The organism is Rhodanobacter ginsenosidimutans, assembly GCF_042655685.1.
GTDB lineage: Bacteria > Pseudomonadota > Gammaproteobacteria > Xanthomonadales > Rhodanobacteraceae > Rhodanobacter > Rhodanobacter ginsenosidimutans.
The window spans coordinates 44625-59973 of the sequence record NZ_JBHSMM010000002.1 but is presented as its reverse complement, the minus strand read 5'-3'; the positions used below and the strand labels follow the sequence as shown (position 1 = coordinate 59973).

The 15349-nt window shown below is 65.5% G+C and carries 17 protein-coding genes; 12 read left to right on the top strand and 5 right to left on the bottom strand.

The window, feature by feature from the left end:
• Window positions 1-4: 4 nt before the first annotated feature.
• The 4 genes from ccmD to ccmA all read right to left on the bottom strand — a co-directional run bounded on the left by ccmD (window position 5) and on the right by ccmA (window position 2513).
• Window positions 5-232, bottom strand: coding sequence for a heme exporter protein CcmD (gene ccmD / locus ACFPK0_RS10040; protein WP_056602803.1), 228 nt, complete (start codon window positions 230-232; stop codon window positions 5-7).
• The gene (locus ACFPK0_RS10035) at window positions 229-987 is read right to left on the bottom strand and encodes a heme ABC transporter permease (RefSeq protein ID WP_056602805.1); all 759 of its coding nucleotides are present in this window, start codon (window positions 985-987) and stop codon (window positions 229-231) included. The genes ccmD and ACFPK0_RS10035 overlap by 4 nt, the downstream gene beginning before the upstream one ends.
• 5 nt (window positions 988-992) lie before the next feature.
• The gene (ccmB, locus tag ACFPK0_RS10030) at window positions 993-1679 is read right to left on the bottom strand and encodes a heme exporter protein CcmB (RefSeq protein ID WP_056602807.1); all 687 of its coding nucleotides are present in this window, start codon (window positions 1677-1679) and stop codon (window positions 993-995) included.
• Between the two features lie 198 nt (window positions 1680-1877).
• Window positions 1878-2513, bottom strand: a complete 636-nt coding sequence (gene ccmA / locus ACFPK0_RS10025) for a cytochrome c biogenesis heme-transporting ATPase CcmA (protein WP_056078048.1) — start codon at window positions 2511-2513, stop codon at window positions 1878-1880.
• A 167-nt stretch (window positions 2514-2680) separates the two neighbouring features.
• On the opposite strand from ccmA, the gene ACFPK0_RS10020 reads away from it, so the two are divergent.
• Entirely contained in the window at window positions 2681-3553 is an 873-nt protein-coding gene (locus ACFPK0_RS10020; protein ID WP_377340465.1) for an RNA polymerase sigma factor, read from the top strand.
• Window positions 3554-3692: 139 nt separating this feature from the next.
• Here the strand turns inward: ACFPK0_RS10020 and ACFPK0_RS10015 are convergent, their stop codons facing one another.
• Window positions 3693-5288 carry an Ig-like domain-containing protein gene (locus tag ACFPK0_RS10015; RefSeq protein ID WP_377340463.1) on the bottom strand — a complete coding sequence of 532 codons (1596 nt, stop codon included), beginning with the start codon at window positions 5286-5288 and terminating at the stop codon, window positions 3693-3695.
• A gap of 572 nt (window positions 5289-5860) precedes the next feature.
• Between ACFPK0_RS10015 and gspG the strand changes: the two genes are divergently transcribed.
• The 11 genes from gspG to gspE are packed head-to-tail and all read left to right on the top strand — an operon-like array spanning window position 5861 to window position 15345.
• The gene (gene gspG, locus ACFPK0_RS10010; RefSeq protein WP_082520088.1) at window positions 5861-6295 is read left to right on the top strand and encodes a type II secretion system major pseudopilin GspG; all 435 of its coding nucleotides are present in this window, start codon (window positions 5861-5863) and stop codon (window positions 6293-6295) included.
• A 13-nt stretch (window positions 6296-6308) separates the two neighbouring features.
• Window positions 6309-6830: a GspH/FimT family pseudopilin gene (locus ACFPK0_RS10005; protein WP_377340461.1), complete on the top strand. Its 522-nt coding sequence runs from the start codon at window positions 6309-6311 to the stop codon at window positions 6828-6830.
• A complete protein-coding gene (gspI, locus tag ACFPK0_RS10000) occupies window positions 6808-7203 on the top strand; it encodes a type II secretion system minor pseudopilin GspI (RefSeq protein ID WP_056078057.1) in 396 nt (131 codons plus the stop codon). The genes ACFPK0_RS10005 and gspI overlap by 23 nt, the downstream gene beginning before the upstream one ends.
• Window positions 7200-7790 (top strand): type II secretion system protein GspJ, encoded by a 591-nt coding sequence (locus tag ACFPK0_RS09995; RefSeq protein WP_056078059.1) that lies wholly within the window; start codon window positions 7200-7202, stop codon window positions 7788-7790. Before gspI ends, ACFPK0_RS09995 begins: the two co-directional genes overlap by 4 nt.
• Window positions 7787-8707 carry a type II secretion system minor pseudopilin GspK gene (gene gspK, locus ACFPK0_RS09990; protein WP_056078061.1) on the top strand — a complete coding sequence of 307 codons (921 nt, stop codon included), beginning with the start codon at window positions 7787-7789 and terminating at the stop codon, window positions 8705-8707. The genes ACFPK0_RS09995 and gspK overlap by 4 nt, the downstream gene beginning before the upstream one ends.
• A gap of 2 nt (window positions 8708-8709) precedes the next feature.
• Window positions 8710-9912: a type II secretion system protein GspL gene (gene gspL / locus ACFPK0_RS09985; protein WP_377341193.1), complete on the top strand. Its 1203-nt coding sequence runs from the start codon at window positions 8710-8712 to the stop codon at window positions 9910-9912.
• Window positions 9909-10412: a type II secretion system protein GspM gene (gene gspM, locus ACFPK0_RS09980; RefSeq protein ID WP_056078066.1), complete on the top strand. Its 504-nt coding sequence runs from the start codon at window positions 9909-9911 to the stop codon at window positions 10410-10412. Before gspL ends, gspM begins: the two co-directional genes overlap by 4 nt.
• Complete coding sequence (gene gspN / locus ACFPK0_RS09975; RefSeq protein ID WP_377340457.1) at window positions 10409-11215, top strand: type II secretion system protein N; 807 nt, start codon at window positions 10409-10411, stop codon at window positions 11213-11215. The genes gspM and gspN overlap by 4 nt, the downstream gene beginning before the upstream one ends.
• Window positions 11212-11748 carry a type II secretion system protein N gene (locus ACFPK0_RS09970; protein ID WP_377340455.1) on the top strand — a complete coding sequence of 179 codons (537 nt, stop codon included), beginning with the start codon at window positions 11212-11214 and terminating at the stop codon, window positions 11746-11748. The genes gspN and ACFPK0_RS09970 overlap by 4 nt, the downstream gene beginning before the upstream one ends.
• A gap of 34 nt (window positions 11749-11782) precedes the next feature.
• The gene (gene gspD / locus ACFPK0_RS09965) at window positions 11783-13876 is read left to right on the top strand and encodes a type II secretion system secretin GspD (RefSeq protein WP_377340453.1); all 2094 of its coding nucleotides are present in this window, start codon (window positions 11783-11785) and stop codon (window positions 13874-13876) included.
• A complete protein-coding gene (gene gspE / locus ACFPK0_RS09960; protein ID WP_377340451.1) occupies window positions 13873-15345 on the top strand; it encodes a type II secretion system ATPase GspE in 1473 nt (490 codons plus the stop codon). Before gspD ends, gspE begins: the two co-directional genes overlap by 4 nt.
• Window positions 15346-15349: the final 4 nt, after the last annotated feature.

The following is a 15349-nucleotide window of genomic DNA, read 5'->3' as shown; positions in this document are numbered from 1 at the left end:
ATGCTCACTGACCGTCGATGGCGGCTGGTGGTGTGGGAGAGGAACCGTTGCCGGCCTGTGGCTGGCGGGCGCTTTGACGGGCAAACCGGGCGCGAAGTTCACGCAGCAGACGCTGCCGGCGCAGACGCGGCGCGATCGTGTCGGCAATCAGCACGATGAAGAACACCGCGTAGGCGGGCCACACATAGGCCGCATAGCCACCCATCGCCAGAAAGCTTTGCACGGCATTCATCGCGCGTCCTCGTCCTGGGCAATTTGCCGCACCCAGTCCTTGCCGCCTTCCAGTGAAAGCAGGTCGGTGCGCGCACGCCGGAACAGGCTGGCGGCGTAGTAGAACTTGGTGGCCAGGGTCATCGTCAGCAGCGGCCACAGCATGTCCCAGGACATGGTGGATTTGCCGAACACGTTGACCGTGCTGCCCTGGTGCAAGGTGTTCCACCAGTTCACCGAGAAATGCACGATCGGCACGTTGATGATGCCGATGATGGCCAGGAAGGCCGCGGCGCGCGCGCCTTGGCGGCGATCCTCGAAGGCGCGATAAAGCCCGATCACGCCGAGAAACAGGAACAGCAGCACCAGCTCGGAGGTGAGCCGTGCATCCCAGGTCCACCAGGTGCCCCACATCGGCTTGCCCCACAGCGAGCCGGTGACCAGGGTGATGAAAGTGAACGCCGCGCCGATCGGCGCCGACTCCATCGCCACCACTTCGGCCAGCTTGATCCGCCACACCAGCGCGATGAACGAGGCCACGCCCATCACCGCGTAGATGAACATGCTCATCCACGCGCTGGGCACATGGATGAAAATGATGCGGTAGGCGTCGCCTTGCTGGTAGTCGGCGGGCGCAAGCACCAGGCCGCCATAGAGCGCGATCGCGCCCAGCAGCAGGGCCAGCGTCATCGCCCACGGCTGCAGCGTTCCGGCGAAGCGATAGAAGGTTGGCGGCGAGCTGAGCCGGTGCAACCAGAGGGGGATCCAGTTAGCCATAGGGATCACGAATCCAGGGCAATACGAAGGGCCGCGGCGCAAGCCAGCGGCGCCAGCACCACAGCCAATACCAGTGCGGCGGCAAGCCAGCTGATCGGTGCCAGCCAGGGCAGACCCTGCTGGGCGGCAGCTACCGCGCCCGCGGCGAAAATCACGGCCGGCACGCACAAAGGCAGCAACATCAAGGCGAGCAGCATACCAGAGCGCCGGGTGCCGACCGTCAGCGCAACCAGCACCGCGCCCAGCAGGCTGAGCAGTGGCGTGGCCAGCAGCAAGGCCAGCAACAACACCGGGATGACCGGCGCGGGCAGGTGCAGCAGCGCCGCCATCAGCGGCGAAATCACGATCAGCGGCAGGGCGATGGTGAGCCAGTGGGCCAGGATCTTCATGCCCAGCATCAGCGCCAGCGGCTGCGGTGCCAGCACCAGTTGTTCCAGCGAGCCATCCTCGATGTCGCTGGCGAACATCGCATCCAGCGCCAGCAACATCGCCAGCAACACGGTAACCAGCACCACGCCGCCCGCGATCCGCTGCAGCAAGGTGTCCTCCGGCCCCAGCGCGAACGGAAACAGCATGGTGACGATCAGCGCGTACAGCACCGGCATCGCGATATCGCCGCGGCGACGCCAGGCCAGCGTGAGGTCGCGGCGCAGCATCGCGGCGCAGGCGGTGGTGAGGCTTGGCCGGCTCATGCTTCTGCTCCCTCCCCTGCTCGCAGGGGAGGGTTGGGGAGGGGTACAGCTTTTCCGCGAAGCGCGACCCCCTCCCAACCTGCACTCGGGCCATCCATGGCCCTCGCCCTTCGGGCGGCTGACGCCGTGCAAATCGGCAGTCCTACCGATTTGTCCCCTGCGAGCAGGGCGAGGAGCCTGCGCCCGATGTGCCGTGCATCAACCATGCATGCGGATCCGTCGCGGCTCACCGCCGTGGAAGCTCACCATGCCATGGCTGGTCACCATCGCCGCGCCGCCTGCACCGGTGTGCCGCTCCAGCATGTCGTTCACCAGCGCGATGCCGGCACGGTCGAGGTTGGCATAGGGTTCGTCCAGCAGCCACAGCGTCGCCGGCAGCATCGCCAGCCGGGCCAGCGCCGCGCGCTTCTTCTGCCCGGCCGACAGGCGGCGCACGGGTTCGTCCTCATAACCTCGCAGGCCGATCTCGGCGAGCAGGGAGGCGATGTCCGTGCCATCGCGGGTGCCATGCAGGCCGGTGGCGACGCGCAGGTTCTCGCGCGGGCTGAGGTCGGCCTTGAGGCCGAGCTGGTGGCCGAGGAACAGGATGTCGCCGGCGCAGAGGTCACGTTGCAACGCTTCACCGCGCCACAGCAACTCGCCGGCACCCAGGTGGAGCAGGCCGGCGAGCATGCGCAGCAAGGTGGTCTTGCCACTGCCGTTGTCGCCCTCGACCAGGGCCAATTCACCCGTGTGCAGCTGGAAATCCAGCGGCACGAACACCGGTTCGTCCTGGCGATGGAAACTCACGGCCCGCGCTTCAAGCAGGGGCGCAACGGTACGGGCGGCAGTCATCTCCGTGATTGTCCGCAATGGTGTGGCCGCTTGTCCATGCGGCGCAGTGCCGCTAGCGCGACGGTTGAACGACGAGCGGCGGTCGGGTGATCGGTCTCGTCCGGCACGGCGTGCCTGAGCCGGGGCCGCGGCAAACGAATCCGACCCGATGAAAGCGGGTATCCGCGATGACGGTGGAACGATGGCGGAACCGCCAGGGCCGCCATCGCATCCAACGGAACATGCAGCAAGCCGAGCCGCCGCCCGCGAATGTCATATCGACCCATACCCCAGCGCTGGACGACGCCGCGCTCGTTGCATTGGTGAGAAGTGGCGACCGTGAGGCGTTTCGGCACGTCGTGCAGCGCTATGGCCCGCAGTTGCATCGCATCGCGCGTGGCGTGCTCAATGATGATGCGGAAGCGGAAGACGTCGTGCAGGAGTCTTTCATGCGGGCGTATCACCGGTTTGATTCGTTCCGTGGTGATGCGCCCTTGCGTACGTGGTTGGTCAGTATCGTGCTCAACGAGGCACGCACCCATTTGCGCAAACGACATGCCATGGTCGGGATCGATCAGATCGATTCGTCGCCCGTGGACCCGCACTGGGTTGGCCCGTCCCGTTCCGCGCACGGCGATCCGGTGTCGCTCGCGGCCCAAGTCGAGATTCGCCGTTTGCTGAAGCGCGCGATCGATCATCTGCCTGACCCGTATCGCCAGGTTTTCAGGTTGCGTGCGATCGAGGAGTGCAGCGTGGAGGAAACCGCTGCCCGCCTGTCGATCAAGCCGCAAACCGTAAAGACGCGACTGTTCAGGGCGCGCCGGTTGCTGTGCAAATCGCTGGACGAGACGCTTGGCAACATGCTGTCGGAAACCTTTCCGTTCCTGGGTGTGCGTTGTGCTTGCTTGACGAGCACGCTGATGGCACGGCTCGTGGCAGAAGCCACTTTTGGCTCCGACGATCAGCCGCCTGCGGCACGACCGGATATGAAATCGCCGACGATGGCGAAAACACCGCTCGTTTTGCTCCCATGGAGCCTCCGTTGCCCGGGCAACGATTGATCCACTGTGCAAATGGCGGCTATCCGTGCCGGCCCTGATGACGGAGGTGCGAGCCGACGCTTGCGGGCCGCGAAATGGGGGCGACCCGTACAAGGTCGCCCCCATTTCATCTCCCCGCAGTCACGCGCCGCCAGTCGCCCTAGAGCGACTTCACGTATTGCGCGACATCATCGACTTCCGCGCCGGTCAGGCCAAGCGACTGCTTGGCGTTGTACTTGTTGACCACGTCTACCAGTGTGTCAGCCGAACCATTGTGGAAGTACGGCGGATGCTGCCACGCACCCTTCAACGGCGTCGTGCGATACATCCTGGTTGCCGTACGCGATGCATAGCTCGGCACACCGGTCGCCTCAGGCTCGCTGGCCACTTCGTCCGGGCTGTGCAGGCGCTCGTTGGCGTCGGTGAATTCCGGTCCGCTGTGGCAGGTGCTGCAGCCGGCCTTGCCTTCGAAAAGCGCCTTGCCGCGCGTGGCGGCGGCCGTATCGAAACTGCCCGCCGGTGCGGGCGGTGCCGCGATGGACAGCTGATAAGCCTGCAATGCGGGCAGCTTGGCCGTTATCAGGTCGTCGGTTCCGTTGGTGATGTCGATACCCGTGCCCACGCGCGCGTCGGTGAAGTTGCCGTGGCCACCCATCTGGGTCACGCCGACATAGCGGTTCCAGTAGGCAAGGTCGTCGCCATCGCCGGTTGCGATGATCTTGTGGATGTTCTGCAGGCCATACGCCGGCGTGATCACCTGCGGGCCATTCAGCCCGTCGATGTTGAAGCGCGGGTCGTAGAAGCCCGGGCCCCACGATTTGTAGACCGCCCTTTGCTCGACGGTGAGTGCCGGCGACAGGGAGATGATGAAGCCCGGGTCCAGGTCGCGGTTCGGCCAGCCGTCAAGCCGCTTGCCGATGCCGTGGTCGAATGAATTGTCGACGTTGGAGTGGCACAGCGCACAGGTGATGCCGACCCGCGTCAGCGTCATCTTGCCGTCGGCGGCCGTCGCCACCGTGCCCTTGATTCCGACCACCGCATCGAGGCTGATCAGGGCGAGAGTGGTCTGCGGATCGGTCAGGCTGATGCTCTTGTCGATGATGCCGTCGACCACCGCTTGCGGCAGCGCCTCGGCGTCGACCTTCAGGCCGACGGCCAGCGCGGTGGCCGGGTCGACGGCAGTCTGGATGACCTCGTTCATCTGCAAGGTGTCAGTCCAGGTGGTCTCATCGCCGAACGTGTCGAAGCGGAAGATCCGCTTGCCCTCGTCGAGGAACGCCGTGTCTGCCACGGTGGAGAAGGTCCACACGAAATCCGTCGCCAATGCGGCACCGCCGGCCCCCTTGATGCCTGTCGTGATGGTTGCGGTACAGGTGACGTCCGCCTGCATCGGTTCAGCTACCTCCGACTGCGGCAGATTGGTGGGTGACTCGGTGATGCGCACGAAGGTCGCTTTTCGGGTGGCGTCGTCGTAGACGACCGAGCCAAACGGTTCCGCGTCGGCCGGGCAGTTCACGTTGAAGTTCGCGTTCTTGAGTGTCGCTGTATCGATCGACTGGTCGAAGGTGGCGCTGACCTCGGCGGTGTTCAGCACGTCGGTGGCGCCATTGGCGGGCATGGTGGAAACCACCTTCAGGGCAGGGACTTGCGGCGCGGTGGGCGTCGATGCCTGACCGTTGTGGCCGGAGCCGCCGCAACCGGCAAGGCCGACGCCAAGCGCGAGCGACAAGGCTCCCGGCAACCATTTCTTTCGCATGTATCTGCTCATTGCTTTCCCTCTCTGTTGGATGCGATCACTCAGGTCCTGTCAGGAAAATCACGTCCTGTGGTTTTCCTCCACCGCACGTCCGGTACATGCCCGGACGTGCTCACGCGAATCAGTTACTTGCGTGACCGACTCGCGATCGGTCGTCCCTGGCCGACATGAGAGGTTGAAAAAATCACAACCTCTCGGCGCGAAGCATTTCTTGCGGGCGAGACGCCCCGGCCAGCAGATACCTGCCGGCACCTGAAACACATTCGACGTGCAACGATCCGTGTGATCCACGTGGCGCGATATCCGGACGGACTTTCACGGCGTCGGATTCATTGCCCCTGTTCACCAGCAGACGCAGCGGCGGTGGGAAGGTTCCCGCCTGCGTTGCAGGGAACCTCAACGCGACGGCGTGCATCCCAAGCCTGTAACCCGAGACGGCGTCGATGTGCCGTTCGTCGAACCCACCCAGCCAGATCGGCACGGGAGCCGATCTGGCTTCTTGTCCGCATGCATGCTCGACATGATCGAGTGTCCTGGCCGTACTTCTTCCATGCATTCAGGGGGACGCCAACGTGTCAATCCGTGTTCCATCCCAACGTGGTTTCACGCTGCTGGAATTGATGGTGGTCGTGGTGATCCTCGGCATCCTGGCAGCGTTGGTGGTGCCCAAGGTGATGAGTCGGCCGGACGAGGCGCGAGCTGCCGCGTCGCGCCAGGACGTGGCGAGTCTGATGCAGGCCTTGCAGCTTTACCGGCTGGACAACCAGCGTTACCCAACCACCGAGCAGGGGCTGCAGGCGCTGGTGCGCCGGCCGGAATCCGAGCCTGTGCCGCCCAACTGGAATCCCGAGGGTTACGTTGGTCGCTTGCCCAGGGATCCCTGGGGTCAGCCCTACCAGTACTTGAATCCCGGCGTGCACGGGGAGATCGATGTCTATGGCCTGGGTGCCGACGGTGCGCCCGGTGGTGAAGGCAACGATGCCGATCCTGGGTCGTGGACATTGTGAGGGGCGAATGCAGATGTTCGAGCCCACGATCCATGACGACGCAGATGGATTCACCTTGCTGGAGATGCTGGTCGTGGTGCTGATCATGGGCATCCTCGTTGGCACGGTCGGTGCCCGGCTGCAGCCGGGTCATCGGGACGTGTTGCGTGTCGAAGCCGCGCGGCTGGCCCAACTGTTTGAGCTTGCCGGACAGGAGGCGCGCATCACGGGTGTCGCCATCGTCTGGACGTCCAATGGCTTGGGTTATGAGTTCTGGCGGCAGGATGGCGATGGCGCATGGGTGGCGATTCGCGCTGACGACGTGCTGCGCGCCCGGCAGCTGCCGCAGGCCATGGTGATATCGCAATTGCGCAATGAAGCTGGTGCGCCGCAAGCGGTGTTGCGCCTGGAGTTTCCCGCCAGTGGTGCGATGTCCGCGTTCTCGCTGGACCTGGCGCTGGACGACGAACACTACGGCGTGGCGGCCTCACCGGTAGGCGATTTGCGCATTGCGCCGGGACTGGGGAAAACCTATGGCGACATGGCGGCGAACTAGCGCGCACGGGTTCACCCTGGTCGAGGTACTGGTAGCCCTGGCCATTGTCGCGGTGTCGCTGCTGGCGGTGCTGCGGGTGGCGGCGCAGGGTTCCAATCACCTCGGTGAATTGCGCGCCCGCCTGTTTGCCGGCTGGGTTGCCACCGACCGCCTGGCCGAACATCACGCGCGTGGCGACTGGTTGCCGGTTGGCATGCGGACGGGAATACAGCGTCAGGGTGATCTGGACCTTGGCTGGCGTGAACAGGTATCCGCGACGCCGAATCCGGCGTTTCGGCGCATCGACGTCTTCGTGTTCGAGCCGGCACGTCCGGCCCATGCTCTCGCGCACACGGTGGGCTTCGTAACGAATCCTGCGGGAGGTGGACGGTGACCGTCGACGAAGCGCGTGGCTTCACCCTGATCGAATTGTTGGCGGCGCTGCTGGTGCTGTCGCTGCTGTCGCTGATGGCCTATCGCGGGCTTGGCGTGGTGGTGGCGTCGCGCAACCACATCGAGACGGAGTCCACGAGGTGGCGGCAGACCGTGTCGTTCTTCACCCGTTTCGAAGGCGATCTGCGGCTGGCCGCGCCGCGTCCGGTACGCAACGCGTCGGGCACCATGCCGGCGTGGCTGGGTCGGGGCGATGCGGTGCGCGCGCCGCTGGTGGAGTTCAGTCGTTTCGCCGGGACCGACGGCATCGATACCCCGCACCGCGTGGGTTATGGCATCAACGATACCCATCAGGTCGAGTTGTGGATCTGGCCCGGGCTGGATCTTGCCGGCGCCGCGCCGCCGGCGCGTTACGTGGTGCTGCGGGGCGTGCGTCGTTTCGACCTGCAATACATGGGCCCGGCACTGGCCTGGAGCCGCAGCTGGCCCACCGTGTCGAGTGACCCGGCGCTGCCACGGGCGGTGCGTCTGCGCATCGAGTTCGACTCCGGCGAAACCGTGGTGCGCGTGTTCGCGCTGCGCACATGAACCAGCACGAGCGTGGGGCGGCGTTGCTCATGGCGATGGCGATCATGGCTTTCTCAGCGGTGGCGGCTACGGCGATGCTGGTCGCCTTGAGTACCTGGTCGCGCCAGGCCGAACTGCTTGCAGATCATGTGGAGGCACGAGAGCTGGTCGATGCCGGCGGCGATTGGGCCCGGGCGCTGCTGTACGACGACCGCCGCCGCAGCGGCGCCATCGACCATGCCGGGGAACCGTGGGCCTTGCAGCTGCCATCGATACCGTTCGAGAACGGTGAACTCGGTGGCCGCATCGAGGACCAGCAAGGCCTGTTCAACCTCAACAACCTGATCCGCCACGGCAAGCTCGATCTCACCCAGTACGCGCGCTTCCAGCGCTTGTTGTCGATCCTCGGCCTGCAGGTGGAGCTGGCCGGCGCCATGGCGGACTGGCTTGACGCCGACGATGTCCCGCAACCGGCGGGTGGCGCGGAGGACGCGTACTACGCATCGCTTGGCCATCCCCACCTCACCGCCAATCGGCCGCTGGTCAACCTGGATGAGCTGGCGCTGGTGCGTGGTTTCGACGGTGATGTGCGTGCGCGGCTCGCACCGTTTGTGGCGGCCTTGCCCGGCACGACCGCGCTCAACGTCAACACGGCGCCGGCCGAGGTGCTGGCGGCGGTCGTCGACGGCCTGGATCTGGCGTCGGCGCGCATGCTGGTGGCGCGCCGCGACGGTGTTTTCTATCGCAACAACGCCGACTTCCTGAGTCAGCTCGGCAGGGATGCCGCCGTACCGGGAGGGGATATTCGCGTCGGTAGCGATTACTTCCTGGTCAGCGTGCGGGTGAGCTACGGCAAGACCCAAGCACGCGGCCAATGGCTGCTGGCGCGAACCCGTGCGATGCGCTGGCCTGATGTCGTCTGGCGGAAATACCCGTGAACATGCTGCGCATCTTTTGCTCGCTGTCGGCGACGCCCGCGTCGTGCCGATGGGTACTGTTCAACGACGCCGGTGCGCATCCTGGTGCGGGCGCGCTGGCCCAATTGCCGCCGGGGGCCGCGCGGGTCGAGCTGGTGCTCGCGGCCAGCGACGTGTTGCTCGTGCGCGCGAGGTTGCCGTCGACAGGCAAGCATCGATCCGCCGCGCTGCTGGCTTACGCGGTCGAGGAACGACTGGCCTCGGACCCGGATAGCACCCAGGTGAGTATCCTGGGGCGGCTGGACGGCGAGGACGTGCTGGCGGTGGTGGACCGGTCGCGGCTGCAGGCATGGCGCGATGCGCTTGCCGCCGTCGGTATCTTGGTCGATAGCTTGCATTGCGAGACGCTGATGTTGCCGTTGCAATACGGCGGGTGGAGCCTGTGCTGGAACGGGCAGGAAGGCCATGTGCGGATCGGTGAGTTCGAAGGCGGCGCCACCGATTGCGGCGACCGGCAAACTCCGCCGCTGATGCTGATACAGCTGCTGCTGGAGGCGCGGGCGCGCGCCTCGGTGCCGGCCACCATCACGTTGTACCTGACGGTGCCCGAGGCAAAACCCGATCTGGAGACGTGGCAGAAGGAGCTGGGCGTAAGCCTGCGGATGGCTTCTGCGCCGGAGGCGCGTGCGGCGCCGATGTCGGCCGGGGCCGGACTCGATCAGGGCCGTCGGCGCCGGCATTTGTCCATGGCGATGGTTGCGCGTTGGCGTCAAGTCGGCTGGATCCTGCTGGCGGCGCTGTTGCTGCATTCGGTTGCACTGTTTGCTGATCGGATGCGCCTGGCCAGTGAACAACAACAGTTGCGTCAGCAGATGGAGGCGCGCTTCCGCGCGCTGTTTCCCGATGCCGTCGCCGTGGCCGACCCCGTGTTGCAGATGCGCCGGCAGCTGGCCCGCGCGCGGCATGGTGCCAACCAACCCGATGTCGGTGATTTCCCGGTCATGCTCGGCAAGGTATCAGAGGCGTTGGCTTCTGCGCCGACCACGCAATTGCGCGCTCTGTCCTATGAGGATGGACGCATGACATTGGAACTGAAGGCGCCCGGTGATGCGCTTGCGCGTCAGGTCCAGCAGCTTCTGACGGAGGCCGGGTTTGCCGTCGACACGGTGCCAGTGGCGCATCGCGCCACCAACGGCACGGTGACATTGACGCTGAGGTCACCATGAAAAAACTCACCTGGAAACCCGTGCTGGGTGTGTGGTGGGCATCGCGTTCACCCTCCGAACGCCAGTTGATGGTTGCGGTAGCGCTGTGCCTTGGGCTGTTGATGTACGGGTGGCTGCTGCTGTCGACGACGCAGGCGCGGGCAAAGCTGCTGCCGGCGGTGGTCCGGTTGCAGGCGCAGGCCGGTCGCCAGGATCGGCAGGCGGCGGAAATCACGCGGCTCCGCGCGGCGCCAGCGTCTGCGTCGACGACGGCGGACTTGCGCCAGTTGGTGCAGCGCCAGGTGGGCGCCAGTGGATTGGGCCAGTCGCTGGCAAGCATGGAGCAGATGGATGCGGATCACGTAAAACTGGTGTTCGGTCACGTCGCCTTTGCCCGATGGCTGGCATGGGCGGACGACATGCGTACGCAACACCTGCGCTTTTCGCGGGTGCGGATCGAGTCGCAGGACACGCCCGGACAGGTAAGTGTCAGTGCCACCGTCGAACGGTCGCACCGATGACACGGCTCCGGACATGGCGTAGCGGCATCGTCGGCGGCGGCGTGGTGCTGGCGGCGTGTGCGTTGTTTCTGGTTGTGCTGGCGCCCGCCACGCTCATCGATAGCGGTTTGCGGCGCGCAACGCACGGTGTGCTGCGGTTGGCTCAGGCGCAAGGCACGTTGTGGTCGGGCAGCGGCCGGCTGGAGATTCGCGACCCGGCCAGACAAACCGGTATCGGCAAGGCCGTTGCTTGGGTGTGGCGTCCACGCTCGCTGCTGCATGGACGTCTCGGCTACCAGGTGAGCATCGACCACGCTGCAGGCTTCCCGCTGCACCTTTCCGCGCACGGGGTCGACGTCGCTGATGTCGATTTCTCGGTACCCGCCGCCGCGCTCGGGCTGGCCGTGCCGCGCATGGCATCACTGGGTTTGCGTGGTGATGTCGCCGTGCGGATCGCCCGGTTCACGCGCACGGACGACGGCGTTTGGGCAGACGCCGTCGTGACATGGAAAGACGCCGGCTCCGCCCTTACCACGGTGGTGCCGCTGGGCACGTACGCGCTTCGCATCGACAGCGTGGCCGGTGCGTTGAATGCGAGTTTGCACACCCGCAGCGGACCGTTGCAGCTGCGCGGCGGTGGGTCATGGCGCAGCGGGATGCTGTCGGATTACTCGGTCACCGCGCGCGTCGACGCCAAGGACAAGGCGCAACTCGCACCGCTGCTGCGGTTGATTGCCATCGAACGCGCCAACGGTGATTTCGCACTGCAATTCGGCCCTCCACTCAGCAACGTATCCGCGGCGAACTCGCCCGAAACCCGATGACGAGCACACGCGGCGGGAACCCGTCCGCCGCCGTAACCATCCAACCCGTGTCACCAGAGGAAAACGCATCCGTGCCATTCGGACGATCCACGCTCGCGCAAACGTCAATCGTCTTTACGATGAAGGTCGGTGCGTTGGCGCTGCTTGGTTTCGTGTGGGCGTACTGGGGCTGGGCGTGGTTCGCGCCGTCGCCGCTGCCGCAAGCCATGGAGGTTTCCGAGCCGGCCGGTCGCCTGGCGAACGCGGGCGACCTGTTTGGCAAGGCACAGGACGAGACTCATCCGGGTGCGCCGACGGCGCTGGCCGTCACCTTGTTGGGCGTCATGGCAGGGGCGCCGGCAGGGGCCGGTCATGCGCTGCTGCAACTCGGCAAGGAAGAGACGCGGTTGGTGCCTGCTGGTGGCGATCTCGCACCGGGTATCCGCGTCGAAAGCGTGTTTCCGGAGCGGGTGGTTCTGCGCCGCAACGGGGCACGTGAAACGTTGGCTTGGCCGCGAACTCTCTCTGCCACCTCAAACCTCACCGTCCAATGAAACATCGCAGGTCATCCATCCCGTGTCGATCCGCATGAAACGTTACTGGTTGCAGGCAATGGCAGCCGTTCTGGTTGCCGCCCTGGCGGCAGGGGCGGGTGCCACCGTAGCCGCGCCGGCCAATCCGCCGCTGGCGCCGGAAGATGCCGTCACGCTCAATTTCGTCAACGCGGATATCGAAGGCGTGGTCAAGGCGATGGCGGAAGTCACCGGCAAGAATTTCGTGCTCGATCCGCGCGTCAAGGGCACCGTCAACATCATCTCCGCGCAGCCGGTGGCGCGTACCGCCGTATATGACGTGTTCTTGTCGGCGTTGCGGCTGCAGGGCTTCACCGCCGTGGAGGATCGCAACCTGGTGAAGATCCTGCCTGAGGGCGACGCCAAGCTGCATCGCAATGCGGCGCACGGCCAGCCCGCCGCCAGTGACGCCATCCAGACGCGGGTATTCACCCTGGGTCATCAATCGGCAGTGCAACTGGTGCCGACGCTGCGTCCTCTGGTTGCACCGAACAACACCATCACGGCGCTGCAGGACAGCAACACGCTGATCATTACCGACTATGCCGGCAATCTTGAACGGCTGGCCGGCATCATCGCGGCGATTGACCAGCCCGAGGATGCGGGCGCCGCGATGATCGTGCTGCGACATGCCTCCGCGCTGGATGCCGCACGGACGATCAACCGCCTGTTTGCACCGGCCGCGCAAGCGCTGAAGACGTTGCAGGGTAGCGATCCGACCCAGCGCATCGCGGTTATTGCCGATGCGCGTTCCAACAGCCTGTTGGTGCGCGCGATGGATCCGGCGCGACTTGCGCAGATCCGGCAGTTCGTGGCGATGCTGGATTCGCCGACCAGCGCGGCCGGCAACGTGCATGTGGTTCACCTGAAGAATGCCGAGGCGGTGAAGCTTGCCGAAACCCTGCGTGGCATCCACATGGGCAGCGTGTCGTCGCCGGTGCAGACCTCGGGCTCGCCCATGCCGCCGGACGCGGACGCAACGGGCGCCGGCGCCGGCGCGAGTTTTACCAGCAGCCTGCAGGCGTCTGCCGGTGGCAGCAGCATGTCGGACATGGGTGACGCCACCTCGCCAGTGGCGGTCAGCACGGCGGGCATCATCCAGGCCGACGCGGCGACCAACTCGATCATCATCACGGCGCCGGACGCGATCTACAACAACCTGCGCGCCGTGGTGGAGAAGCTCGATGCGCGCCGGTTGCAGGTTTATGTCGAGGCATTGATCGTCGAGCTCAGCGCGGGCAAGAGCGGCGAATTCGGTATCCAGTGGCAGGATCTCGGCGGCATCGGGAAGTCGGGTACGCAAGTGTTCGGCGGCACCAACTTCGGCGGCGTGGGGCAGAACATCATCGGCATCGCGCAGAACCCGGCCAGCGCCGGCCCCGGATTGAATATCGGCACGATGCGCGGAACCGTGACCGTGGGCGGCGAGCAGATCCTCAACCTGGGCCTGCTCGCGCGTGCTCTGGAAACGGACAGCAATGCCAACATCCTGTCCACGCCAACCTTGCTTACCCTCGACAACGAGGAGGCGCGGATCGTGGTTGGCCAGAACGTTCCGTTCATCACCGGCCAATACGCGGTCTCGGGGGCGGCGACGACGCCCTCGCCGTTCCAGACCATCGAGCGCAAGGACGTTGGCCTGACCCTGAAAATCCGTCCGCAGATATCCGAAGGCGGGGTCGTGCGCCTGCAGATCTACCAGGAAGTTTCGAGCGTGGCCGACACCGCCAATCCAGCCGGGGTGATCACCAATACGCGCTCGATCGAATCGACGGTGCTTGTCGACGATGGACAGATCATCGTGCTGGGCGGCCTGATCCAGGACGCGGTCAACGGCGGCGTGTCCAAGGTGCCCGTGCTGGGGAGTATTCCACTGCTGGGTGGCCTGTTTCGCTACAACAACCATTCGCGCACCAAGACCAACCTGATGGTGTTCCTGCGTCCGACCATCCTGCGCGACTCGCAAAATGCCGGCGCGTTGGCCGGCGAGCGGTATGACTACATTCGCGGCGAACAACTACGTGCCGATCCCGTACCCGGTGCGGTGCATCGCAACGATCCACTTCCCCTGTTGCCGAACCTGCCCGTCGCCGCGGACGACCCGCAGTGAGCAAGCCGCCCGTACCCTATGCCTTCGCCAAGACCTATGGAGTGGCGGTAACCGGGCTTGACGGCAGTAGTGCCGCTGCGGTCATGCGACGCGACGCGCCGGCCGGCGCGCTGGCGGAGTTGCGTCGCGCGCTGGGCGTGCCGGTTCGGGTGGAGCGCATCAGTGACGGTGAGTTCGACGAGCGTATTTCCACCTTGTACAACGGTGCCGGCGAAGGCGCCGCCGCGCTGGCGGACGACCTGGCGCAAGACCTCGACCTGTCTCGCCTGCTGCAGGAAATCCCCCGCGTCGAGGACTTGCTGGACAGCCAGAACGATGCGCCGCTGATTCGTCTGATCAACGCGTTGCTGACCCAGGCGCTGCACGAAGGTGCTTCGGACATCCATATCGAACCGTTCGAGTCGCGCTCGGTGGTGCGCTTGCGCATCGACGGGACGCTGCACGATCTGATTGAGCCGGCGCAGGCGCTGCACACGGCCATCGTGTCGCGCATAAAAATCATGGCGCAACTCGATATCGCCGAGAAGCGCCTGCCGCAGGATGGCCGCATCGCGCTGCGCGCGGCGGGAAAGCCGATCGACGTACGCGTATCGACGATTCCCACCGGTCACGGTGAACGCGTGGTGCTGCGCCTGCTGGACAAGCAGGCGGGGCGATTGGACCTGTCGCGTCTGGGCATGGCTCCGGCAACGCTGGCCCGGATGGATGCGTTGATCCATGAGCCGCACGGCATCATCCTGATGACCGGCCCTACCGGCTCAGGCAAGACCACCACCTTGTACGCTGCGCTGTCGCGCCTGGATCCCAAGGCGCTGAATATCATGACCGTCGAGGATCCGATCGAATACGACCTCGACGGCATCAGCCAGACGCAGATCAACAGCCGCATCGAGATGACGTTCGCGCGCGCCTTGCGCACCATCCTGCGGCAGGACCCGGACGTGGTCATGATCGGCGAGATCCGCGATCTGGAGAGCGCCGAGATCGCCATCCAGGCCAGCCTCACCGGCCACCTGGTGATCACCACGCTGCATACGAACGATGCCGTGAGCGCGGTCACCCGGTTGGTCGACATGGGCGTCGAGCCATTCCTGCTCGCTTCCAGCCTGATCGGCATTGGCGCCCAACGCCTGGTGCGCAAACTGTGCCTGACGTGCCGCGAGCCACTGGATGACAACGCCGGGCAGCTGCGCAGCCTGGGGCTGGTATCCACGGCGGGTCATTTCCATGGGCCGCGCGGTTGCCCCGCATGCAACCGATCCGGCTACAAGGGACGCACGGGTATTTATGAATTGTTGGCCGTGGACGATGAACTGCGCAAGCTCATTCACGACCGGGCCGATGAACAGACGCTGCGCGAGCATGCTGGCGGACACGGCATGCGCTCGCTGCGCGAGGACGGCATGCGACTGGCGGCCGAAGGCACGGTGAGTGTCGAGGAAGTGTTGCGCGTCACCCGCGCGAGGTGATGGC

Coding starts and splice junctions, on each gene's coding strand:
- gspK (WP_056078061.1), top strand. CDS start 7,787: ATGAACCAGCACGAGCGTGGGGCGGCGTTGCTCATGGCGATGGCGATC.
- ACFPK0_RS09970 (WP_377340455.1), top strand. CDS start 11,212: ATGACGAGCACACGCGGCGGGAACCCGTCCGCCGCCGTAACCATCCAA.
- ccmA (WP_056078048.1), bottom strand. CDS start 2,513: ATGACTGCCGCCCGTACCGTTGCGCCCCTGCTTGAAGCGCGGGCCGTG.
- gspD (WP_377340453.1), top strand. CDS start 11,783: ATGAAACGTTACTGGTTGCAGGCAATGGCAGCCGTTCTGGTTGCCGCC.
- ACFPK0_RS10035 (WP_056602805.1), bottom strand. CDS start 987: ATGGCTAACTGGATCCCCCTCTGGTTGCACCGGCTCAGCTCGCCGCCA.
- ACFPK0_RS10005 (WP_377340461.1), top strand. CDS start 6,309: ATGTTCGAGCCCACGATCCATGACGACGCAGATGGATTCACCTTGCTG.
- ccmD (WP_056602803.1), bottom strand. CDS start 232: ATGAATGCCGTGCAAAGCTTTCTGGCGATGGGTGGCTATGCGGCCTAT.
- ACFPK0_RS10015 (WP_377340463.1), bottom strand. CDS start 5,288: ATGCGAAAGAAATGGTTGCCGGGAGCCTTGTCGCTCGCGCTTGGCGTC.
- gspI (WP_056078057.1), top strand. CDS start 6,808: ATGGCGACATGGCGGCGAACTAGCGCGCACGGGTTCACCCTGGTCGAG.
- gspM (WP_056078066.1), top strand. CDS start 9,909: ATGAAAAAACTCACCTGGAAACCCGTGCTGGGTGTGTGGTGGGCATCG.
- gspL (WP_377341193.1), top strand. CDS start 8,710: ATGCTGCGCATCTTTTGCTCGCTGTCGGCGACGCCCGCGTCGTGCCGA.
- gspN (WP_377340457.1), top strand. CDS start 10,409: ATGACACGGCTCCGGACATGGCGTAGCGGCATCGTCGGCGGCGGCGTG.
- ACFPK0_RS10020 (WP_377340465.1), top strand. CDS start 2,681: ATGACGGTGGAACGATGGCGGAACCGCCAGGGCCGCCATCGCATCCAA.
- ccmB (WP_056602807.1), bottom strand. CDS start 1,679: ATGAGCCGGCCAAGCCTCACCACCGCCTGCGCCGCGATGCTGCGCCGC.